19 protein-coding genes are annotated in these 21,540 nt (G+C 59.6%); 9 read left to right on the top strand and 10 right to left on the bottom strand.

The window, feature by feature from the left end; all coding sequences use genetic code 11:
- Positions 1-62: 62 nt before the first annotated feature.
- On the bottom strand, positions 63-1,145 hold the full coding sequence (locus tag ACR3E0_RS08785; RefSeq protein WP_480478141.1) for a TRAP transporter substrate-binding protein: 1,083 nt from the start codon (positions 1,143-1,145) through the stop codon (positions 63-65).
- A gap of 248 nt (positions 1,146-1,393) precedes the next feature.
- On the opposite strand from ACR3E0_RS08785, the gene ACR3E0_RS08780 reads away from it, so the two are divergent.
- Both ACR3E0_RS08780 and ACR3E0_RS08775 read left to right on the top strand, forming a co-directional pair.
- Complete coding sequence (locus ACR3E0_RS08780; protein WP_480478139.1) at positions 1,394-2,827, top strand: cache domain-containing protein; 1,434 nt, start codon at positions 1,394-1,396, stop codon at positions 2,825-2,827.
- Positions 2,824-3,471: a response regulator transcription factor gene (locus ACR3E0_RS08775; protein WP_480478137.1), complete on the top strand. Its 648-nt coding sequence runs from the start codon at positions 2,824-2,826 to the stop codon at positions 3,469-3,471. Before ACR3E0_RS08780 ends, ACR3E0_RS08775 begins: the two co-directional genes overlap by 4 nt.
- An 82-nt stretch (positions 3,472-3,553) precedes the next feature.
- On the opposite strand, the gene ACR3E0_RS08770 is transcribed toward ACR3E0_RS08775, so the two are convergent.
- Positions 3,554-3,937, bottom strand: coding sequence for a bleomycin resistance protein (locus ACR3E0_RS08770; protein WP_480478135.1), 384 nt, complete (start codon positions 3,935-3,937; stop codon positions 3,554-3,556).
- Between the two features lie 47 nt (positions 3,938-3,984).
- A complete protein-coding gene (locus tag ACR3E0_RS08765) occupies positions 3,985-4,830 on the bottom strand; it encodes a HalD/BesD family halogenase (protein ID WP_480478133.1) in 846 nt (281 codons plus the stop codon).
- Between the two features lie 422 nt (positions 4,831-5,252).
- On the opposite strand from ACR3E0_RS08765, the gene ACR3E0_RS08760 reads away from it, so the two are divergent.
- From ACR3E0_RS08760 to ACR3E0_RS08745, 4 genes are all read left to right on the top strand, one after another.
- On the top strand, positions 5,253-7,004 hold the full coding sequence (locus tag ACR3E0_RS08760) for an acetolactate synthase 3 large subunit (protein ID WP_480478131.1): 1,752 nt from the start codon (positions 5,253-5,255) through the stop codon (positions 7,002-7,004).
- Between the two features lie 2 nt (positions 7,005-7,006).
- Entirely contained in the window at positions 7,007-7,606 is a 600-nt protein-coding gene (locus ACR3E0_RS08755; protein ID WP_480478129.1) for a hypothetical protein, read from the top strand.
- Positions 7,607-7,610: 4 nt separating this feature from the next.
- Positions 7,611-8,171 (top strand): acetolactate synthase small subunit, encoded by a 561-nt coding sequence (ilvN, locus tag ACR3E0_RS08750; RefSeq protein WP_171130023.1) that lies wholly within the window; start codon positions 7,611-7,613, stop codon positions 8,169-8,171.
- Positions 8,172-8,490: 319 nt separating this feature from the next.
- Positions 8,491-9,264 (top strand): helix-turn-helix domain-containing protein, encoded by a 774-nt coding sequence (locus ACR3E0_RS08745; RefSeq protein WP_480478127.1) that lies wholly within the window; start codon positions 8,491-8,493, stop codon positions 9,262-9,264.
- 17 nt (positions 9,265-9,281) lie between these two features.
- Here the strand turns inward: ACR3E0_RS08745 and ACR3E0_RS08740 are convergent, their stop codons facing one another.
- The 4 genes from ACR3E0_RS08740 to prfB form a co-directional block, all read right to left on the bottom strand.
- A complete protein-coding gene (locus ACR3E0_RS08740; protein WP_480478126.1) occupies positions 9,282-10,064 on the bottom strand; it encodes a DUF2189 domain-containing protein in 783 nt (260 codons plus the stop codon).
- 26 nt (positions 10,065-10,090) lie between these two features.
- The gene (locus ACR3E0_RS08735) at positions 10,091-11,491 is read right to left on the bottom strand and encodes an amidase (protein WP_480478124.1); all 1,401 of its coding nucleotides are present in this window, start codon (positions 11,489-11,491) and stop codon (positions 10,091-10,093) included.
- A 121-nt stretch (positions 11,492-11,612) separates the two neighbouring features.
- Positions 11,613-12,296, bottom strand: a complete 684-nt coding sequence (locus ACR3E0_RS08730) for a M50 family metallopeptidase (RefSeq protein ID WP_480478122.1) — start codon at positions 12,294-12,296, stop codon at positions 11,613-11,615.
- A 25-nt stretch (positions 12,297-12,321) separates the two neighbouring features.
- Positions 12,322-13,449, bottom strand: coding sequence for a peptide chain release factor 2 (gene prfB, locus ACR3E0_RS08725; protein WP_480478120.1), 1,128 nt, complete (start codon positions 13,447-13,449; stop codon positions 12,322-12,324).
- A gap of 77 nt (positions 13,450-13,526) precedes the next feature.
- Here prfB and ACR3E0_RS08720 point away from each other — a divergent pair, with 77 nt between their 5' ends.
- A complete protein-coding gene (locus tag ACR3E0_RS08720) occupies positions 13,527-14,360 on the top strand; it encodes an aminoglycoside phosphotransferase family protein (RefSeq protein ID WP_480478118.1) in 834 nt (277 codons plus the stop codon).
- Here ACR3E0_RS08720 and ACR3E0_RS08715 read toward each other — a convergent pair.
- From ACR3E0_RS08715 to ACR3E0_RS08705, 3 genes are all read right to left on the bottom strand, one after another.
- Positions 14,354-16,843: a penicillin-binding protein 1A gene (locus ACR3E0_RS08715; RefSeq protein ID WP_480478116.1), complete on the bottom strand. Its 2,490-nt coding sequence runs from the start codon at positions 16,841-16,843 to the stop codon at positions 14,354-14,356. The genes ACR3E0_RS08720 and ACR3E0_RS08715 overlap by 7 nt on opposite strands.
- A gap of 95 nt (positions 16,844-16,938) precedes the next feature.
- Positions 16,939-18,159 (bottom strand): N-acetylmuramoyl-L-alanine amidase, encoded by a 1,221-nt coding sequence (locus tag ACR3E0_RS08710; RefSeq protein WP_480478114.1) that lies wholly within the window; start codon positions 18,157-18,159, stop codon positions 16,939-16,941.
- 64 nt (positions 18,160-18,223) lie between these two features.
- On the bottom strand, positions 18,224-19,387 hold the full coding sequence (locus ACR3E0_RS08705) for a pyridoxal phosphate-dependent aminotransferase (protein WP_480478112.1): 1,164 nt from the start codon (positions 19,385-19,387) through the stop codon (positions 18,224-18,226).
- On the opposite strand from ACR3E0_RS08705, the gene ACR3E0_RS08700 reads away from it, so the two are divergent.
- Together ACR3E0_RS08700 and ACR3E0_RS08695 are read left to right on the top strand one after the other, a co-directional pair.
- Complete coding sequence (locus ACR3E0_RS08700; protein WP_480478110.1) at positions 19,386-20,768, top strand: M48 family metalloprotease; 1,383 nt, start codon at positions 19,386-19,388, stop codon at positions 20,766-20,768. The two genes, ACR3E0_RS08705 and ACR3E0_RS08700, sit on opposite strands and share 2 nt — an antisense overlap.
- Positions 20,765-21,523 carry a DsbA family protein gene (locus ACR3E0_RS08695; protein ID WP_480478108.1) on the top strand — a complete coding sequence of 253 codons (759 nt, stop codon included), beginning with the start codon at positions 20,765-20,767 and terminating at the stop codon, positions 21,521-21,523. Before ACR3E0_RS08700 ends, ACR3E0_RS08695 begins: the two co-directional genes overlap by 4 nt.
- Positions 21,524-21,540: the final 17 nt, after the last annotated feature.

Raw genomic sequence — 21,540 nt, 5'->3', positions numbered from 1 at the left:
ATATGCAACAGGAAAGGTTTCCCCGCGGCGGCGGGGAAACCGTTTGATAGGTGACGTGGCTGTTAGCCGCGAACGCGGTCGCGCTGTGCGGTGTAAACACCCGAAGACAGGTTCTGCCAAGCCGACGACGCAGCCATCGAGGACATCGCGCTGTCGTGAATCTGCTTGAACAGATCGTCGCCCATGTTTTCGTCCAGCACTTCCTGGCTGGCCTGCCCAAAGGCGTCCCAGACGCTGTCCGGGAACTCCATGACCTTCACGCCGCCAGACTGCAGACGTTGCAGCGCGGCACCGTTATTGGCAAGGAATTGCGCCAGATTCCACTGGTGCGCTTCGGCAGCCGCGATCTCGATGATCTTCTGCTGTGCCGGTGTCAGGCTGTCAAAGACCTCGCGGTTGGTGGCCAGGGACAGACCTGCGCCCGGCTCGTGGAAGCCGGCGGTGTAGTAGGTCTTGGTGATTTCCTGGAAGCCCGCTTTTTCGTCAGCCCACGGACCGATCCACTCGGTCCCGTCAATCGCACCCGACGACAGGGCCTGGTACACTTCCGACCCCGGGATGTTCTGAACGGATGCGCCCAGCTTGCCCAGCGCCTGACCACCAAGGCCCGGCATACGGAACTTCAGGCCCTGGAAATCTTCGGGGCTGTTGATCTCTTTCGCGTACCAGCCACCCGCCTGTGCGCCTGTGTTGCCAGCCAGGAAGGACTTCAGACCAAAGATCGAACCCAGTTCGTCATGCAGTTCCATGCCGCCGTCGTGGTAGTACCAGTTCACCAGTTCCTGCGCGGTCATACCGAACGGAACGGCGGTGAAAAAGGCGTAGCCGGGATGCTGACCCACAAAGTAGTAGTCTGCTGCGTGGTACATATCGGCCTGACCCGAGGATACCGCATCAAACACTTCGAACGCACCAACCAGTTCGCCGGCCGCCTTGATCTCGACGGTCAGGCTGCCATCCGACATCGCGTTGATGCTGTCGGCGCTGCGCTGCGCGGCGTCGAACACGCCTGCAAGGCCGCGGCCCCACGAAGTCACCATGGTCAGCGTACGCTGTCCTTGTGCATAGGCCGGTGCCGCCAAAGCGGTTGCCGCAGCAGCCGAACCGCCCAGCGCGGATTTTTTCAGAAATGAACGACGATCCATATGAGTGTTCCTCCCCTTGGTAATTCTTGCCCGGACACTGTCCGGACCTGTCGCTTTCAGTGCGCGCCAGCCTACTGATGAGGATATGAAAGGAAATACCTATTACTGCGTAGAGCCGCCGGTTTCTCAGGGGCTTCCTTGGAAAATATCGGCGTTTCTTAAAGATTGAGACCTGTTTTTCCGGCATTCAGACATCCCTAACCCCAATCTTTTTGCATTTACGGCCCAGCTTGCGTATCGATTCGACTATGGGAGGTTTCCGAAATCTGGTCTCTTTGACCCTTGCGCAAAAGCTTTCGCTTGTGGCGGCGGTCCCACTGGTTCTGGCGGTGGCGGCCATTGCGCTGCTTGTCGCATATGAATCGCGCGCCACGGCAGAGCGCGAAATCCAGGCGCTGGAGCGCAGCCTGATTGAGGCCAAAAAGGATGAGCTGCGCAATTACGTGACGCAGGCCCGCAACGGGTTCGCCTATATTTACGGGCGTGCCGAGCCGGATGATGAGATTGCCAAGACCCTTGTCACTCAGATCCTGTCGGCGATGATATACGGTCAGGATGGGTTCTTTTTCGTATATGACTACGACGGCAACAATCTGGTCAGCCCGCGTCAGACCGAGTTCATCAATCGAAACTGGGTGGGCCTGACAGACAGTGACGGGACCCCGATTGTCGAAGAGTTCATTCGTCTGGCCCGACAGGGGGCAGGCTGGCACAGCTTTATGTGGCAAAAACCGTCGACCGGGGAAGAAGCGCAGATGATTGCTTATGTGGTCGGTCTGCAGGACTGGCGCTGGGTCGTCGGCACCGGCGTTTTCATTGACGACATCGTCGCCACCGTGGCCAACGCGCGGGCCGAGGTCGAAGCGCGGGTGCAGAGGACCTTCATGTATATCGGTGGTATTGTTCTGGCCGCCGTTCTGATCGTCTTTGCCTCGGGCATGCTGCTGAACATCCGCGAACGGCGGCTGGCCGATGCCAAGCTCAAGGAACTGACCCAGCGTGTGTTTGACGCGCAGGAAGAAGAACGGGGCCGCGTTGCGCGGGAACTGCATGACGGCATCAGCCAGATTCTGGTGGGGGTGCGCTATGCGCTCGACAACGCCCGCCGCCGCCTGATGCGGGGCGACGACGATGGCGCACGGGAGCCCCTCGACAAGGGCATCGACCATCTGGGCACCGCGATCACCGAGGTGCGCCGGATCAGCCGCGACCTGCGACCCGGCGTGTTGGACGATCTGGGCCTTGGACCGGCCCTCAAGGCGCTGACGGACGATTTTCGCGACCGGACCGGGATCGAGACAGAGTTTTCGACCGTGGTGTTCCGCAACCGGTTGGATCAGGACAGCAAGATCGCGCTGTACCGCATTGCGCAGGAAGCGCTGACCAATATCGAACGCCACGCTGACGCAACCCGGGTCACGATCGATCTGCGGGGCCACAAGAAAGGGGCGACCATGCGCATCACCGACAATGGCCAGGGATTGCGCAGCGACCCCGGCAAACCCAGTACGGGGATTGGCCTGCGCAACATGCAGGAGCGTATCGAGCAGCTTGACGGGGCACTGCGCATTCTGTCATCACGTGGCCCGCGTGGCGGCACGGTGATCGAAGCCAGCCTGCCGCTGAGCCATCTGCTTCCGCCGCAGGAAGACGCAACTCCAAACCGAAAGGCCGGCACATGAGCGCCGAAACGATCCGAGTCCTCATCGTGGACGACCACCCCATGGTGGCCGAAGGCATTCAGTCCATCCTCGAAAGCTATGACGAGATTGAGGTGGTCGGAACACTCAGCAACGGTCGCGACGCCGTTGAACAAAGCACCCTGCTGATGCCGGATGTCATTCTCATGGACCTGAACATGCCCGGAATCGGCGGGCTCAGCGCAACCGAAATCATCCTCGAACGTCTGCCCGAAACCCGCATCCTGATCCTGTCGATGCATGACAGCCCGGAGTATATCTCGACCGCGCTCAGCCACGGCGCCAAGGGCTATGTTCTCAAAGACGTGCCCACCGAGGAGATCAAGCAGGCCATAGACGCGGTCATGCGGGGCGAACAGTATCTGTGCACCGGGGCCAGCGGGTCCCTGAAACCCAAGGGCGACAGCACGCGCGAAGCGCTGACCGGGCGCGAACAGACAATCCTTCTGGAACTGGCGCAGGGAAAATCGAACAAGGAAGTCGCACAGGTGTTGGACATCTCGGTGCGCACGGTGGAAACGCACCGCAAGAATATCAAACGCAAGCTGGGCATTTCCTCCACCGCCGGCCTGACCCGCTATGCGCTGGAGCACGGGGTGCTGCAGGGCACCGGCGTCGGGTTCTGAGAACCGCAGCGCGCAGCGCTGCCCGACCCAACCGGAGAAGATGCGCCGACGGCGCGTTAACGACGGGCGGGAGGCTCTGCCACTAAGCCCTTGGCCTGATATCCTGGCCGAAAAACACCAGCGTCCCGTCTTCGTCCAGAACGTGGAACTCGCGCTGCAGATAGGGTTGATCAAACGGCGGCCGTACCCGACCGTCTGGCAGATCGGCCAATCCGCCTTTCAGATCGTCATACAGCGCGTCAATGTCGTCGACATCGATGTAAAAGGACTGGTTGTCACCCAACGGGCGGCCGTCGCTGCGCGGAGGGCATTCCAAAAGACGAATGGCAACATGGCCATGCGACAGGTACGCATAGTTTTCTTGTTCAAACCCGCAGGCAAACCCCAGGCGATCACAATAGAAATCCATTTGTCTTCCGAGCGAGGAACACAGAACAAAAGGCGTGAGTTGCAAAATCCTGGGCATCGAATTTCCCGGCGCTGATCCATCGTGCCGATACAGGTTAACACAGATCAGTCCAACAGCCGGTCCTGCCTGTGCCCGGCGCGTTCGTAATGGTGCGGCAACACCCGACCATAGAGCTGTCGGGTCCGTTCGACGCCGCCGCACATCCCTTCCGCCTCGACAAAAGAAAAGATCCCCACATAGCGGCTTTGCCTACCGCGGAGAGGTGCCACGCGATGCAGGGAATACCGACCCTTAAAGATCTGCAGATCACCCGGCTGCAAATCCAGCTTGCGGACCCGTGTCATATCGCCGTCCAGAACCGAGGCAACCGCATCGAAGTTTTCGTCTTCTGGACTGCGAAGGTTCGCTGCGTATTCAAATGCGCCTCCGGCCTCACCGTTCTGAATGGCCAGTGTCACCGTGTAGTTGTTGGTATCGAAATGCCACGGGAAACCCTGCCCCTCTTCCACGACATTGATGATCACGTCAGCCAGGGGATCGTCATATCGGAAAAACCGGTCCTCAGGCTCGTCCAGGGCCATGCGGATGAAAGGCATGAACCCGTCAAACTCGTAAATGCGGCGCAAAGGCCCCGCCGCCGGAAAATTATCGGCAGGCACAAACGCGTTGGATCGCTCGTAAAACCGCCGGATCGGGTGCGCCACGCCATAGCTTGGGTCATCCTGCGTAAAATAGGCATTTGTGCGTGTGAACGACCGATGCGCGTGGGAGGCAACCGAGTTGGCCTCTTGCAGCAGCACCTCAATTCCCGCCGGGTGCACGAACCCCGGCAGAACGGCACAGCCATCCAGATCCAGTTCCCGCCGCAAGTCACCGATCAGCTGGTCATAGGCCGCCGAATCCGGGCGATCGATCGGATACCGCCCCAGATCCACCAGATCGTGCAACACTCTTTGCCTCCTTGCGTGGTTCCGTCTCGGTCAGCGTTGCGCAGAAACAGGGGGCAATCATGCCTGTTTCGGACATCGCTCTGACGCTTTTCGACATATTCGCATCGGTAATTTTCGGCAGGTCGCCCCATACAATTCGCAGAAATTCCGGGAATGCGACAATCTGCGCAACAAAGTGTCGCAAAAACATGCCCCTGAGATAGAAAATTGGTGCAATTGCCTGTTGACGCCCCCTGCGACCGCCCATAAGGTCGCCATCAAGCTGAAAGGAGCCTCTGGCGATGAGAACGCTAGTCGTAATCGTAGGAACCAAGCGCATGGGCCGGTAACGGTAAACCATAATCGAACCCATGCGCCTCCGAAACTTCGGGGGCTTTTTTTATGCGAAACGCAAGACACATGTCGCGAACGGAGCAAAGCAGATGACACGTGAGATGACCGGCGCAAAGATGGTGGTTCAGGCCCTCAAGGATCAGGGCGTGGACACGGTATTCGGGTATCCCGGCGGCGCCGTCCTACCGATCTATGACGAGATCTTTCTGCAAAACGATATTCGCCACATTCTGGTGCGCCACGAACAGGGGGCTGTGCACGCCGCCGAAGGCTATGCCCGCGCGACCGGCAAGCCGGGGGTTGCCCTTGTCACCTCGGGCCCCGGCGCGACAAATGCCGTGACCGGGCTTACAGATGCCCTGATGGACTCGATCCCGATTGTGGTTCTGACCGGGCAGGTTCCGACCTTCATGATCGGCTCGGACGCGTTTCAAGAGGCCGATACCGTCGGCATCACCCGCCCCTGCACCAAGCACAACTGGCTGGTCAAGGACACGAATTCGCTGCCTTCAACTATGCACGAAGCGTTCCATGTCGCCACCTCGGGCCGTCCGGGTCCGGTGCTGGTCGACATTCCCAAGGATGTTCAGTTTGCAACAGGCGAATACAGCGCGCCCAAACCATCGACCTCGCATTATCAACCGGTGCTGAAAGGCGATCTGGAGGAAATCACGGAACTCGTCGCAGCGATGGAGACCGCCAAGAAGCCCATTTTCTACACCGGCGGTGGCGTCATCAACTCTGGCCCGGCGGCCAGTCAATTGTTGCGCGAGTTGGTGGATGCAACCGGTTTTCCGGTAACCTCGACCTTGATGGGTCTGGGGGCTTATCCGGCGTCGGGCAAGAACTGGCTGGGAATGCTGGGCATGCATGGTCTCTATGAGGCCAACATGGCGATGCATGACTGCGATCTGATGATCAATATCGGCGCGCGGTTCGACGACCGGATCACCGGTCGGATCGATGCGTTCTCGCCGAATTCCAAGAAGGCGCATGTTGATATCGACCCCTCGTCGATCAACAAGGTGATCCGCGTGGATATCCCGATCGTGGGCGATGTTGCGCACGTTCTGGAAGACATCCTGAAGGTCTGGAAAGCGCGCGGTCGGAAGACCGACGCCGCCAATGTCCAGCAATGGCAAAACCAGATTGCCGAGTGGCGCAAGATCAACTGCCTCGCGTACACCGCGAGCGAGAAATCGATCAAACCGCAGCATGCGCTGGTCCGTCTGGAAGAGCTGACCAAAAAACACGACCGTTACATCACGACCGAGGTTGGTCAGCACCAGATGTGGGCGGCGCAATACCTGGGCTTTGAAGATCCCAACCGCTGGATGACCTCGGGTGGCCTGGGCACGATGGGCTACGGCTTTCCGGCCTCGATCGGCGTGCAGATGGCGCATCCCGACGCGCTGGTGATCAACGTCGCAGGCGAAGCCTCGTGGCTGATGAACATGCAGGAGATGGGCACCGCCGTGCAGTACCGCCTGCCCGTCAAACAGTTCATCCTGAACAATGAGCGGTTGGGCATGGTGCGCCAGTGGCAGGAATTGCTGCATGGCGAGCGGTATTCGCATTCATGGTCCGAGGCCCTGCCCGATTTCGTCAAGCTGGCCGAAGCCTTTGGCGCCAAGGGCATCCTGTGTTCGGATCCGGCTGATCTGGATGACGCGATCATGGAGATGATCAATCATGACGGACCGGTGATCTTTGATTGCCTGGTCGAGAAGCACGAGAACTGCTTCCCGATGATCCCGTCGGGCAAGGCCCATAACGAGATGCTGCTGGGCGAGTCTGAGACGCAGGGCGTGATCGATTCCAAAGGGTCGGTGCTTGTATGAGAATGAAGGGTTCGACTGCAGCGGCATTGCTGGCCAGTGCCATGCTTGTTGCGGGGTGCGAAAGGCCGTTCCTGTTCTACCTCCCCCAGGACTCCCATTTGCCAGCTTACCAAGAAGTGAACACAGTCGAAAAGGCACGAACAGTGTACAGCGACACGACGTTGATCTCGAAAGTGTATCAATACGTTGGAAGTGACGGAAAGATATACCGCGAGATTCCACCGCCGAATGAACGGGGGCGGGCCGAGGCCATTGCCAGTGCTGTGGAATATTTCCACAGCGACGGCCGAGTGCTTCGGGCCACCTCGGCCTCAACAGAAATCGTGGAAGGGACATGGGACGTCAAAAAGTCCGGCCCGACATACCCGCAGTTGTGCACAACATACCCGACCCGTCCAATATCATCGAGGTGCCGCAAACCTGACGCCCTCCTTCTCGTGCTGAGCGAAAGCCAGCTCTTCCGCGGCGACATCTCAGGGGTTGGCCAGGGTCGCTATCCGTCCCGCCTCCGCGGCGTGGAAGTAACCGCTTTCTGGCCCGAAATTGCCGATGAAATTGCCCCCGGCAACTCTGACTATTTCACTGAAAATGAGATACGGTAGAACCATGTCTGCACTACACATCAAAAAAGGCTCCACCCGCCATTCCGCGTATAACCTACGACCCACGTTTTCGGACGTGCAGGAACGGCACACGATTGCGGTTCTGGTCGAAAACGAACCCGGCGTTCTGGCCCGCGTGATCGGCCTGTTCTCGGGTCGTGGGTATAACATCGAAAGCCTGACTGTGGCCGAGGTGGATCACACCGGCCATCTCAGCCGGATCACCATTGTCACAACCGGGACACCGCAGGTGATCGAGCAAATCAAGGCGCAGCTGGGCCGCATCGTCACCGTACATGATGTACATGATCTGACGGTCGAAGGCCCCTCGGTCGAACGCGAATTGGCGATTATCAAGGTTGTCGGCGAAGGCGACAAACGGGTAGAGGCGCTGCGGCTGGCCGACATCTTCCGGGCCAATGTGGTTGACAGCACGCTGAACTCTTTCATTTTCGAGATCACCGGCGCACCTGACAAGATCGACGCGTTCGCCGATCTGATGCGGCCCCTGGGACTGATCGAAGTTGCCCGGACCGGCGTTGCCGCCCTGTTGCGCGGCGACTGATCAACAGATACACCCGCGTCAAACGGACATGCTTCACCACCGCAAGTGGTAAAATGTTACGCGGCCTCGCAATCGAGAAGGACCCAGCGCGCCCGGACATATTGCGTTAAATGTGCAATACTGTTCAATTTTCTCTAAAATGATTGTGCTTTTTCGGGTAAAGCCTATTGCCTTTGCCAATCAGCTGAGTAGCTTCGCCCCGGTGACGTGGACATACGTTACCTAGGGTCATCTCTACGATTGCTGACGCGCGTTCGGTCCACGGGTCGGCGCTGTCGTGTTTTTGCCCAAGACAAGAATAATATAGTTTGGGACAGCCATGACAGACGACATCCGCAGCCCGGCAGCGCTTCGCGCTATGTTTGGTGCGAACCTCAGACGGCTGTCCCAACAATACCCATCCATATCAGAATTGTGCCGGGAACTGGGCATAAATCGAACACAGTTTAACAGATACCTCTCTGGTCAGAGCTTTCCACGACCCGATGTTCTGGACCGGATTTGCCGGTTTTTCGGTGCCGATGCCCGCATATTGCTGCAACCCCTGGATGACATTGTACGCTCATCTCAGCACCCTGCGACATCCACTCTGACAGAGTTCCTGTGTTCGGGATTTGGCACGCTGGCAACACATGTATTTCCCCCCGGGTTTTATGCAGTGACCGAAACCGCAACGCCCTCGCCGCCCGTGCCTCGGCTCGGCCTCCTCCATGCACGACGGTTGCCGCAATGCACGTTGGTGCGCAGTTACGCGACACGGGCTGCGATGCCTGCCGCAAAACCCATGGAGCGGGAAATTCGCGGCATTGCAGCCGGTACGGCAGAGCAGGTCTATATGCTGATGTCGCGCAGGAACGGTCAGAACAGCCAGATCTACCTGATTGCAAAAGAAGTGACATCCGAGTTGAACCATTGGCAAGGCAAGGTGATTGACCTGTCCGACCCTGCAAACTCAGATGGCAACAGCCACCCGGTTGTATTACGGCATCTCGGGCAGGACACTGCTGCCGTGCTGAACGAAGCACGAAGGACAGCTGAAATAGCGGAAAGAGCTTCCTCCAGCCTCCAGCCCTCCGGAACCGTGAGGACCTGAAGAGGCGCAGCAGGCCGTTAACCGGCCTGACTGTCCTCGACCTGCGTTATCTGACGGTACAGGTGCCAACTTGCGTGACCCAGGATCGGCAACACCACCAGAAGGCCCAGAAACCACGGGATCATCGAGATAAACGTCAAGACGGCAATGAACACGCCCCATCCTAGCATCAGTGGCAGGTTGGCGGCGACGTAGGAATAGCTTGTGATCATCGCCGTGACAAAATCCAGTTCACGGTCCAGCAGCATCGGGATCGACAGGACCGTAAGCATGTACAGCAGGATCGCAAAGACCGCGCCAACCGCAGTTCCGACCGCCAGCATGGTCAGACCGTTGGGTGTCAGAAACACCTCCATCGAAGTCGATACATTGGTCATCGTCGTCAGACCCATGAAAAGGGCAAAGATCATGTGCCCCAGGAAAAACCAGAACAAAAACATCACAACGATGATGGCGCAGATCGATGGCAACTGGCGGCGACTTTGCTGCAGCACCACTCCAAAAATCGCCCCGAAATCCAGCGGTTCCCCTTTTTCCAACCGGTTGGAAACCTCGTACAATCCGACCGCCGCAAACGGTCCGATCAGCGGGAAGCCGATGGCGGCAAGCACCAGCCAGTATGTCGTGCCGGTCTGAACGGTGACCCACGCCATGGCCCATCCGGCCAGGACGTAGAAACCTGCAAACATCAGACCAAACTGCGGTGCCTGCCGAAAATCCACCCAGGCCTGCCCGAGGGCGGTACGCAGCATCGCGGCATCAACCGACCTCATCTGAGGGACACCAAAGGGTTTTTCCATAAACTGTTTCTCCTCGCTTTAACGCGTTACGCCAGTGCCGGTCGCTTTTGCGGCCATTCCGTCGCGGCGTGATAGGCCGCGCCAAGCGACAACAGGCGTGCATCTGCACCGCGCGGTCCGAACAATTGAAACCCCATTGGCAAGCCGGTGGCGCCGAACCCGGCAGGCGCTGCCAAACAGGGCAACCCGATCAGGCTGACCGGCAGGGTTACGTGCATCCACCGATGATAGGTATCCATGGCGTGACCCGCGATTTCAGTGGGGTATGGCGTTTCTATTTCGAAGGGCCAGACCTGTGCAGCGGGCAGAACCAGCGCATCATAGCTTTCGAACACCGTTGCAGCAGCGCGGAACCACTCGGACCGTGCCAGACTGGCCCGGTGCACCTCCATTGCACCCATGGCCAGCCCCCGGTCCAGTTCCCATTGTGCAGTGTCTTTCAAAGATGCGCGATGCTCAATTATAGGCTCCAGCCCGGCGGCGACGCTCCAGGACCTCAGGGCGATCCAGCTGTCCCAGATCCTTTCGGCATCGAAGGGTGGCGCGAGCGCTTCCACATGGGCACCGAGATTCTCGAATACATCCAAAGCATCCTGGCAGAGGCTTAGGACCCCGTCCTCCATCGGAAAGGCGCCGCCCCAATCGCCAAGCCAGCCGATCCGGACACCTTCAAGATCAGCTGCCTCAACAGGGGATGCGGCCAAACTTGGTCCAACCAGCGGCAAGCGTGGGTCGGGTCCGGATATCACGTCCAGCAGAACCCCCAGATCGGCGGGGCTGCGCGCCATGGGGCCGAGCGTGGACAGCTGATGCAGGAACCCGTCGCCCACCGGGTCAGGCGGCACCCGCCCCCAAGAGGGGCGGAACCCGTAAACATTGTTCCACGCCGCAGGGTTGCGCAGACTGCCCATCATATCTGAGCCGTCCGCAAGAGCGATCATGCCTGTCGCCAGGGCGACGGCCGCGCCCCCGGACGATCCACCGCAGGTCTTTGAGGCGTCATACGGGTTGCGCGTGGCCCCGTAGACCGGATTGAAGGTATGCGAGCCCAACCCGAATTCCGGTGTGTTGGTCTTGCCGATCAGGACCGCCCCGGCGTCCCGCATGCGCGCTGCGATCAGGTCATCGCTGTCCGGTATATGGTTGCGATAGACCGGTGAGCCTTGCGACGAAACGATGCCGGCCACGTTGACCAGATCCTTGACTGCAATCGGCAGACCGTGCAGCGGCCCGCGGATCGGCCCTGCGTCCATGGATTGTGCCTCGGCCATCAGATCAGCCTCGGTCCGCAGCGCAACTATGGCGTTGACCTGACCATTGATTTGACTGATCCGATCCAACGTGGCGCGCATCACATCCGAGGCGGAACACCGTCGGCTGCACAGGTCCGCCAAAAGGTCGGTTGCTGATCTGCGTGTCAGGTCCATTCAAACGCGTCCTCGGGCTCTTCCCCGGCAGCCTAACGACGGGTTGGTGCCATTTAAACCCATTGTTTAGATGCATGTTTTCAGAAACAGATCGTCAGAACAGGCCGGTTCGATTGGATCGCTATCCGACCTTGATATCAAACCGCAGATTGCTGTCGCTGCCCAGCATGTTTTTCAGACCGAAAACGATCACGACAAAGCTCAGAACCAGCCACAAGCCACCCCACAAGACCGTTGTCCCACCGAAGTTTTCTGCCAGCATGAATGCGTCCGACCGCAGGTGTGACCGGCGGATCGTATCGTCGAAAATGTCATAGGGAACATAAATCATGCTGGTCAGGCCAATGACCCGCAATACCATGTCACAGACCCCGCGCTGCAAGTACCGGGCCATGACCAACATCCCGACACCCACCGCCCCACAAAACGCCATTGCAAACGGCTCGCGGATGTACAGCAAAGTGACCAACAGCATGACGCCGCCAAATGCGCCCAGTACCGCCCTGTCCGCATGGGACCGCAACGCGACGGCCAGTAGCCCCAGCCCCAGCAGCAAGGATCCCAGATATCCCGCACTCAGGATCAGAAACAGGTTTCCACCGCGCGTAACCGCGTAGCCGCCCTGATGGATCGAGACCGAGATCCGTTCGATGGAGCCGCCGGTCACAAGGGCCGCGAGGCCATGCGACAGTTCGTGCAGGAACACCACCAGGATTTTCAGCGGCAGCACGACCGGCATGGACCAGAACAAAAACACCAAACCTGTGATCAGGATCAGTTGCCAGTGGCCTTTCACGAATGTCATGGACGCGGGGTCCGAACGCCGCGCATCACTCCTCGCCCTGAGCCTCGGACCGGCTTTTGCCAGCGACGTTCAGCGCTAGGGTGGCGGCCATGAATTCATCCAGATCGCCGTCCAGAACACCCTTGGTATCCGAGGTTTCGTGGTTGGTTCGCAGATCCTTGACCATCTGGTAGGGCTGCAGAACATACGACCGGATCTGGTTGCCCCATCCTGCGTCGCCCTTGGCCTCATGCGCCGCATTGATCTCGGCGTTGCGGCGGTCCAGTTCCTGTTGGTACAGGCGCGATTTCAGGGCCTTCATCGCAATGTCGCGGTTCTGGTGCTGGGATTTCTCGGAACTCGTCACGACGATACCGGTGGGGATATGCGTGATCCGCACGGCTGAGTCGGTTGTGTTTACGTGCTGTCCCCCCGCACCGGACGAGCGGTAGGTATCCACTCGGATATCCGCCGGATTGACCTCGATCTCGATATTGTCATCCACCACAGGGTAGACCCAGACCGAACTGAACGACGTGTGCCGCTTGGCCGCCGAGTCAAAGGGTGAAATGCGCACCAACCGGTGCACACCACTTTCCGATTTCAACCAGCCATAGGCGTTGTGACCGGAAATCTTGTAGGCGGCGGACTTGATCCCCGCCTCTTCGCCCGCTGTCTCGGATTGCAGTTCGACCGTGTAGCCCTTTTTTTCGGCCCAGCGCACATACATCCGCGCCAGCATCGAGGCCCAGTCGCAGCTTTCGGTGCCACCTGCGCCAGAATTAATCTCGAGAAAGGTGTCGTTGCCGTCGGCCTCACCGTCCAGAAGGGCCTCAAGCTCTTTCTTGGCCGCCTTGGCCTGCAATTTCCGGATGGCGTCTTCGGCGTCCTGGACAACTTCTGCGTCCTCTTCCATCTCGCCCAGCTCGATCAGTTCAACATTGTCGTTGAGATCTGTCTTGATCGACTCGTAGGTCTCGATGGCATCGACCAGCATCTGACGCTCACGCATCAGTTTCTGTGCGTTCTCGGGGCTGTCCCAGAGGTTCGGATCCTCAACGCGCGCGTTGAACTCCTCTAACCGATGCGGCGCGGTCTCATAGTCCATACGCTGCGCCAGCAGTTCCAGCGACTTTTCGATTTCCGCCACGGTATTCTGGGTTTCGGCGCGCATGGTCTTGTCCCAACTTGCTCAATCAGGCCTGCGTGATAGCAAGAGGTGCAGGACACCACAAGACAGGCGAGACGCGATTGCAGGACGCACCGAATGAGTTTCTCAACAGATGGGGCATAACCCCGCTGAGCCTTGTGGCAGATACCGGCGCGGCCCGCATCTGGAAGGTCAGGCAAGCGGATGGCACCATCGCGGCGTTGAAACTGTATCGTCGCGCGGATCGGGGCAACGAAGCGCCGGGTTCCGCGCTTTTGACGAGATGGCAAGACAGAGGTGCCGTCAAGATCCTGAAAGAGGCTGACAATGCGCTTTTGATGGAATGGCTGGACGGCCCATCGCTCGGCGATGTCGCACGGGGCGGTGAACCGGGTTTCGCCCTGAACACGTTAGCGCAGACTGCTAAGCGCCTTCATACCAACCCGATTTCTGACATGCGGGGCCTAAAGTCCTTGGCCGACGTATTTGCCCCGCTTTTTGAGTGCCGATTTGAGGATACCTGCGCCAAATCTCTGAGGCGGAACATGGCGCGTGCAATGGATATTGCCCGCAAGCTCTTGGAAACACAGGGGGCGGTTTTACCCCTGCATGGAGACCTGCATCCCGACAACGTCATCCTGACGGAGGCCGGGCCTCGGGTCATTGATGCCAAGGGGTATGTTGGCGATCCAGCCTTCGAACTGGCCAATGCGTTGCGCCATCCCAAAGGCATGCCCGATCTGGTACGCCAGATGAGCCAGATCGACACCTGTCTCACCCTTTATGCCAATGCCTTGGAAGTACCGCGTGCACGTCTGGCCGAATGGGCTGCGGCGAAATGCGCGATGTCGATTTTCTGGCGGTCGAACGGCCTGATCACCCAGGACAAAGAGGCCGATCTGTTGGCGCTGTTTTTACAGGTCGCCGATCAGTAAAGACCGCCGGTCGTCACGTCGCCCTGCGAGGCTTTCGGTCCCACGGTAACGGTCTGCCCGGTCGATGTTTGCACCTGAACGCCTGCACGCTGAACCTCTTCGAACAGAGGCAGGTCAGAGCCGATGGCAAAGCCGCCGTCATAGACGCGGTCGATGAACCCATCGACGCCATCGCGGAAATACTCGGCCACTACGTAGTCTCCGGTGGCATCCGGCGGCAGTCGCGCGCCGCTGAACCGGTCGATCTTGATGAAGTGACCACCCGGAGGCACCTCAAACGGACCGCCACCGTATTTCTCAACGGCTTTTTCCATGAAGCTCTGGAAGACGGGACCGCACATGGTGCCGCCATATCCGCCCCGCCCCATCGGACGCGGGCGGTCATACCCGATATAGCAGCCCGCGACGATGTTTGAGGTGAAGCCGATGAACCAGGCATCCTTGTTGTCGTTTGTCGTGCCGGTCTTGCCAGCCGTCGGAACCGGCAGGTTGACGCGGCTGGACGCGGTTCCCCGATCCACAACACCTTTCATCATCGAGGTCAGCTGATAGGCGGTGATCGCGTCCATTACCTGATCGCGATCCGTCACAATCTGCGGGGATTCATCCGGTTCCAGCCAGCTTGAGTTGCAATCCAGGCACTGTCTGTCGTCGTGGCGGTAGATGGTCTCGCCAAACCGGTCCTGAATGCGGTCGACCAGCGTGGGCTCAACCCGTTCACCACCATTTGCGAACATCGCGTAGGCAGCCACCATCTTGTAGAGCGTGGTTTCCTCGGCCCCCAGCGAGTTCGCCAGAAAAGCACCCATCCGGTCGTAAACGCCAAAGCGTTCCGCATACCCTGCCACAACAGGCATGGTGATTTCCTGAGCCAGTCGGATCGTCATCAGGTTCCGGGACTGTTCGATCCCGGTACGCAGAGGCGTGGGTCCGTAAAACTTGTTGGTCGAGTTCTTGGGGCGCCACAGACCCTGCGGGGTGTTCACCTCAATCGGCGCGTCCACCACGATCGTCGCCGGGCTATAGCCACTGTCCAAGGCAGCCGCATACACAAAGGGTTTAAAGCTGGATCCCGGCTGACGCTGCGCCTGCGTGGCACGGTTGAACACGGTGTCCTGATACGAGAACCCGCCTTGCATCGCCAGAACACGGCCCGAGTTCACATCCATCGCCACAAACGCGCCCTGCACTTCGGGAACCTGACGCGCGGACCACTGACCCTCTTCCCCAGCCACCACCAGTATGACGTCGCCACGTTTGAAGTTGGCGGCAAAATCGCCCTTCATCCACTTGATGTCCGACCGCGGAATGACGCCATCCGCAGGCCCGCCCTCGATCCCAACGGTCAGTTGCTGATCCGCGACATCCAGAACAACAGCCGGGTACCATTGCGTCGGCAACACCACGTCGCGCGGGATTTCAATGATGGACAACGCCTCGCGCCACTGGGTTTCGTCCGCCAGCTTTTCTTCGGGGATCACCTCGCCGGTGCCACGCCATTCACCGCGTGACAGGTCATATTTCTCCAGGGCTTCGCGCAAGGACCGCGCAGCTTCGACCTGCATTTCCTCATCGACCGATGCACGGACGGTGAAACCACCGGTAAAGAATTCACCCTCGCCAAAATCCTCGCTCAACTGGCGGCGGATTTCGTCGGTGAAATAGTCACGCGGCGGCAGTGCGGTGCGGAAGCTTTCAAAGTCACCGTTCTGGACCGAGCGCAGGGGCATCTCGACCTCGGCTTCAAACACCGCCTGATCGATATAGCCATTCTGGCGCATCTCGCGCAGCACGTAGTTGCGGCGATCCAGCAAGCGCTCCTTCTGGCGGACCGGGTGATAGTCTGACGGTGCCTTGGGCATTGCGGCCAGCATCGCGGCCTCGTGCGGTGCCAGTTCCTGAAGGGTCTTGTTAAAGTATGTCTGGGCGGCGGCGGTCACACCGTACGAGTTCTGGCCCAGAAAGATCTCATTCATGTAGAGTTCGAGAATCTGTTCCTTGTCGAGCGTGTCCTCAAGCCGGGTGGCAAGGATGATCTCCTTGATTTTGCGTTCGGCCCGGCGGTCGCCCGACAATAGGAAGTTCTTCATCACCTGCTGGGTAATGGTTGAAGCGCCGCGCACGGTTTCACCCTTGGTTCTGACCGCTTCGACACCGGCAGCAATGATCCCGCGCGGGTCGTAACCCTGATGGGTGTAGAAATTCTTGTCTTCCGCCGAGATGAAGGCCTGTTTCACAAGGTCCGGGATTTCCTCGGACGGGGTAAACAACCTGCGTTCCTGCGCGAACTCGTCGATCAGTTGGCCTTTGCCGGAATAAATCCGGCTGATCGTGGGTGGCTTGTATTGCGCCAGCGACTCATGGCTGGGCAGATCGCGCCCGTACATCCAGAACACCGCGCCGACAACCAGCGCCGCCATGAAGATACCCAAGGTCACAAGGCTGAAAATAGCCCCGAAAATCGAAAGAATGAACCGGATCACGTTACTGCCTTTTACTCGCGATGGCGCCTATATAGTGTCGCGCCGTCGCAGGGTCAAAACACGATGGCGCATTCTAGCCGTTTTGCGCCGTCAGGTCACTGTCCAATCAGCGACTGCCGAACCAGATCCTGCTGGCGCCAGGCCTCCAGCCCCTGATAAAGCCCCAGCGCCATTTTGGCGCGCCATTCTGGGTCTTTGAGGTTCTTCAAGTCCCGGGGGCTGGACAGAAACCCAAGTTCGACCAGAACCGACGGAACGTCAGCGGCCTTGAGCACTGAAAAAGAGGCTGTGCGCAGCGGTTTCCTGTTCATCGGCCCGCCCTGCTGCGCCATTCCATTGGCAAGCGCCTGCGCCAGCGCGTTGGTGCGTGGCTTGGTTTCCTGCCGCGCCATATCCAGCAGGACGTCGGTCACCTGATCATCGGTGCCATTCAGATCAATTCCGGATATCAGATCGCCCCGGTCGTGCCGCTCGGCCAGTTTCAGGCTGGCCACATCCGAGGCCTCTTCGGACAGCGTGTAAACCGCCGCCCCATGCGCCTGACCCTCGGACAGCGAATCCGCGTGCAGCGAAATGAAAACGTCCGCCCCGGCCTGATGCGCCAGCGCGATGCGGCGCTCCAGGGACACGAAATCATCCTCGACACGGGTCAGCATCACGTCATATCCGCCCGAGCGCAAAAGCAACTCGCGCAGTTCGCGTGCAAATGTCAGCATCATGGTTTTTTCGTTGATACCGCCAACTTCGGCCCCCGGATCGATACCGCCATGGCCCGGATCGAGCATCACGCGCAACGATGCTCCGCCGGTGCGGGGAAAGACGTAGGCTGTGTCTGCCGGTTCGGGCAAATCCCAATCCGGGTTGCGGGGTTCACCGGCACTGGCGTTGAACGCGTCGAAATCGGTTCCTGTCAGGCTGAGGGACAGCACAGCGGCTCCTGAGGCAACATCCACCCGCATACCCGCCGTGTCGACGGCCATCGGGGCACCAAGGTCCAGTACAAGCCGCGACCAGCCGGGAACATAGGCTCCAAACTGAACACCGCTGATGCGCTCGGATTGCAGGAACTCCTGACCGTTCAGACCCGTCCAGTCGACCTCCTGAAAGTCCAGCACCATGCGGTAAGGATCCCGCAGCGTGAATATGCGGTACGGAACGCCTTGGCTGAGGCCGATGTCGACCCGCACGCCCGACCGTCCGGCGTCCACGATCCGGCTCTGGTCCGGCTGAACGCGCGCCAGAGCGCTGAAATCCTGCGCAGCGGCACCACCTGCCAGCGCGCAGATCAGCGCTATGCAATAAATAATCCTGCTCATGGCCTCAAGTTTTCCCGAGATCGTTAGGGCCAGCCTATACCAAGACAGCAGGTTTGTGAACGGTTTAGACCCGCTCTGACACCACCCCGCGCGCGGCCATGAAGTTCCGCAACCGCTCCAGCCCCTCCTGAATGTCCGCAGTCGCACGCGCATAGGAAAAACGCAGCGTCGTGTGACCGCGCTGCGGGTCGAAATCCAGACCCGGCGTCACCGCGACACCGGCCTTGTCCAGGATCTCTGCTGCAAAGGCGCGGCTGTCGTCAGTCAGGCCCGAGACATCGGCATAGACGTAAAACGCACCGTCGGGCGGCGCGATATTGGTGAATCCGGCCTTTGGCAGTCCCTCAAGCATCAGTGTCCGGTTCCGACGATAGATATCAAGATTGCCCTGCAATTCGTCTTCGCAGTCCATTGCCGCCAGAGCGGCGACCTGACTGGCATGTGGGGCGCAAATGAACATGTTCTGGGCGATACGTTCGACCACGCGAACCTGATCTTCGGGAACAACCATCCAGCCAACGCGCCACCCGGTCATCGAGAAATACTTGGAGAACGAGTTGATCACGTAGCACTCGTCCGTCAGTTCCAAAGCGGTCACGGCTTTGGCCTCGTATTCCAGCCCGTGATAAATCTCGTCGCTGATGAAGGACGCACCCTGCCCCTGTGCCGCCGCGATCAACGCGCCCATTGCGGCGTGGTCCAGCATGGTCCCGGTCGGGTTGGCTGGCGAGGCCACCATCAGACCGCTCAGGTCCATACCCTGAATATCCGCCGCCACGGGTTGCAAGCGGTTCTCGGGCGCGGTTGGCAGATCAACAGGTACAAGGCCGAGCGCCTTTAGGATCTGCCGGTAAGACGGATAGCCCGGCGCCCCGATACCAACGCGATCGCCGCTGTCGAACAGGGCTGTAAACGTCAGGAGAAACCCGCCCGACGACCCGGGGGTGATCACCACCCGGTCGGGGTTCAGGTCGACGTTGTACCATTCGCCATACATCCGGGCGATCCGCTGCCGCAAAGCAGGAAGACCCAGCGCCACCGTATAGCCCAGCGGCCCCTGCTCCATGGCGCGCGCCAAGTCCTGAACGGCCCCCTTTGGCGCTCCGGTTCCCGGCTGGCCCACCTCCATGTGAATAACGTGGCGTCCGGCCTCTTCCGCCTTGCGCGCGGCCTCCATCACATCCATCACGATGAAGGGATCGACCTCGGACCGGGTTGAGTTTCTCATGCCCATCTCCCATGTTGCAGCCATGGCTTTTGAACGCGTATCCCGGCTGGCGTCAATCCCGGCCCTGATGCTGGCGGTTGTCGTGTGGCTGGCGGCAGCGGCACAAAGCCATGCGCAAAGCCTGATCCGGGACCCGGACATCGAACATGGCCTGCGCGAACTGGCCTTTCCTGTTCTGCGCGCGGCAGGTCTGAACACCAACCGGGTGCGCATACTGGTTGTCAATGACAGCACGTTCAACGCTTTTGTCATCGACTACAATGCTATCTATCTGAATTATGGTCTGATTTTGACAGTCGAAAGCCCTGAGATGCTGCAGGCCGTCATCGCACACGAGGCCGCGCATATCGCCAACGGACATCTGGCGCGCCGGGCGGAAAACCTGCGCGCCGCGCAGAGGAATGCCGGTCTAGGTACCGCTCTTGCATTGATCGCTGCGGCGGCGGGTGGTGGTGAAGCCGCAGCAGGGATTGCCGCCGGCACGCAGGCCTCGGCCCTGCGCAGCTTTCTGGGCCATACCCGGGCCGAGGAGGCCTCTGCCGACCGCAGCGCGGCAAGTTATCTTCGGTGGGCGGGCATATCTCCCAGCGGTATGGTCAAGCTGCACCGCAAATTCGCCGGTCAGGAGTTGCTGAGCTTTGCAAACCAGGACCCCTATATGCGGTCGCACCCCACCAGCCGCGAGCGTCTGCGCGCGGCCGAGGCTTTTTTGAACGAATTTGGCGACAAGGCGCAACCGAACCCGAACGCCGATTACTGGTTTGCGCGGGTCAAGGGCAAGTTGTCGGCCTTTTTGCGCTCGCCCTCGTGGACGTTGCGCCGTGCCAAGGAAGAAACCGATCGCGATATTCGCATGATGCGCGAAGCTTCGGCGCATCACCAGAACCGCAATCTGGCTCAGGCACGCGCGGCCATCGACGAGGCGCTTGCCATTCGGCCCGATGACCCGTTCTATTATGAGTTAAAGGGGCAAATCCTGCTGGAAAACAGGCAATTACAAGAAGCTGTTAAAGCCTATGGGCAGGCGGTGGACATGGCGCCCAACGATCCTTTGATCCTGGCAGGCTATGGCCGCGCGCTTTTGGCGCAGGGTCAAACCAACGCGGCCTTACAAGTCCTGGAAAAAGCGCGGGCACGCGACTATCGCAACGCGCGATTGATGCGGGATCTGGGCGCGGCCTACGCACAGGTGGGCAATAATGGGATGGCGTCGGCAGTGACGGCGGAACGCTATGCCCTGCAAGGCCGTCTGGAAGACGCCGGCATTCACGCAAGACGGGCCGTCGGACAGTTGCCCGAAGGTTCACCGGGTTGGCAAAGGGCGCAGGATGTGTTGATTGCCTCGGAACGCGCAAACAAAGACAAAAGGAAACGGAAATGATCCTCAGACATGCTGCACCCGCCCTTCTGGGGCTTTCCCTGATCGCAAACCCGGCACAGGCGCTGGACCTCTCGGCCATGAGCGAGGCTGAAAAGGCCGAGTTCGGCGCGCAGGTCCGCGAATACCTTCTGGAGAACCCAGGGGTCATCATCGAGGCGATCAATATTCTCGAACAGGAAAAAGCGGCAGCCGAGGCGCAGGCAGACAAGGAACTGGTCGCGGCCAATGCCGAAGAGCTGTTCAACGACGGCTACAGCTGGGTCGGTGGCAATCCCGACGGGGACATCACACTGGTCGAGTTCATGGATTACCGCTGCGGCTATTGCCGCCGCGCGGTGCCCGAGGTGGAAACCCTGTTGAAAGAGGACGGCAACATCCGTCTGGTGATCAAGGAGTTTCCGATCCTGGGCGACGCATCGGTCATGTCGTCGCGCTTTGCTGTCGCCACCAAACATGTGGCTGGCGATGACGCTTACAAGCAGGTGCATGACGCGCTGCTGGAATTCAGCGGCGAACCGAGCGAAGTGACACTGCGCCGTATTTCGGACGGCTTGGGACTGGACAGCGACGCGATCATCGCAGCGATGGACAGCGAACAGGTCACTGACGAGATCACCCGAACCCGTGCCTTGGCGCAGCGGATGCAGATCTCGGGCACACCGTCATTTGTATTGGGAACGGAAATGCTGCGAGGCTTCCTGCCGGCTGATCAGATGCAACAGATCGCTGATGGCGTGCGGGCTGAACGCGGGTGAACGGATGGGGCGTTTCG

The sequence above is a fragment of the Ruegeria sp. AJ12 genome, from assembly GCF_056536245.1.
The sequence above is the reverse complement of the archived record's forward strand: the minus strand, read 5'-3'. Positions and strand labels throughout refer to the sequence as shown.

What these genes read in the sequence shown, in the direction of transcription:
- ACR3E0_RS08755 (WP_480478129.1), top strand. Translation starts at nt 7,007, where the DNA reads ATGAAGGGTTCGACTGCAGCGGCATTGCTGGCCAGTGCCATGCTTGTT.
- ACR3E0_RS08705 (WP_480478112.1), bottom strand. Translation starts at nt 19,387, where the DNA reads ATGAGAAACTCAACCCGGTCCGAGGTCGATCCCTTCATCGTGATGGAT.
- ACR3E0_RS08770 (WP_480478135.1), bottom strand. Translation starts at nt 3,937, where the DNA reads ATGCCCAGGATTTTGCAACTCACGCCTTTTGTTCTGTGTTCCTCGCTC.
- ACR3E0_RS08695 (WP_480478108.1), top strand. Translation starts at nt 20,765, where the DNA reads ATGATCCTCAGACATGCTGCACCCGCCCTTCTGGGGCTTTCCCTGATC.
- ACR3E0_RS08745 (WP_480478127.1), top strand. Translation starts at nt 8,491, where the DNA reads ATGACAGACGACATCCGCAGCCCGGCAGCGCTTCGCGCTATGTTTGGT.
- ACR3E0_RS08760 (WP_480478131.1), top strand. Translation starts at nt 5,253, where the DNA reads ATGACACGTGAGATGACCGGCGCAAAGATGGTGGTTCAGGCCCTCAAG.
- ACR3E0_RS08735 (WP_480478124.1), bottom strand. Translation starts at nt 11,491, where the DNA reads ATGGACCTGACACGCAGATCAGCAACCGACCTTTTGGCGGACCTGTGC.
- ACR3E0_RS08785 (WP_480478141.1), bottom strand. Translation starts at nt 1,145, where the DNA reads ATGGATCGTCGTTCATTTCTGAAAAAATCCGCGCTGGGCGGTTCGGCT.
- ACR3E0_RS08775 (WP_480478137.1), top strand. Translation starts at nt 2,824, where the DNA reads ATGAGCGCCGAAACGATCCGAGTCCTCATCGTGGACGACCACCCCATG.
- ACR3E0_RS08780 (WP_480478139.1), top strand. Translation starts at nt 1,394, where the DNA reads ATGGGAGGTTTCCGAAATCTGGTCTCTTTGACCCTTGCGCAAAAGCTT.
- ACR3E0_RS08730 (WP_480478122.1), bottom strand. Translation starts at nt 12,296, where the DNA reads ATGACATTCGTGAAAGGCCACTGGCAACTGATCCTGATCACAGGTTTG.
- ACR3E0_RS08710 (WP_480478114.1), bottom strand. Translation starts at nt 18,159, where the DNA reads ATGAGCAGGATTATTTATTGCATAGCGCTGATCTGCGCGCTGGCAGGT.
- prfB (WP_480478120.1), bottom strand. Translation starts at nt 13,449, where the DNA reads ATGCGCGCCGAAACCCAGAATACCGTGGCGGAAATCGAAAAGTCGCTG.
- ACR3E0_RS08700 (WP_480478110.1), top strand. Translation starts at nt 19,386, where the DNA reads ATGCCCATCTCCCATGTTGCAGCCATGGCTTTTGAACGCGTATCCCGG.
- ACR3E0_RS08740 (WP_480478126.1), bottom strand. Translation starts at nt 10,064, where the DNA reads ATGGAAAAACCCTTTGGTGTCCCTCAGATGAGGTCGGTTGATGCCGCG.
- ilvN (WP_171130023.1), top strand. Translation starts at nt 7,611, where the DNA reads ATGTCTGCACTACACATCAAAAAAGGCTCCACCCGCCATTCCGCGTAT.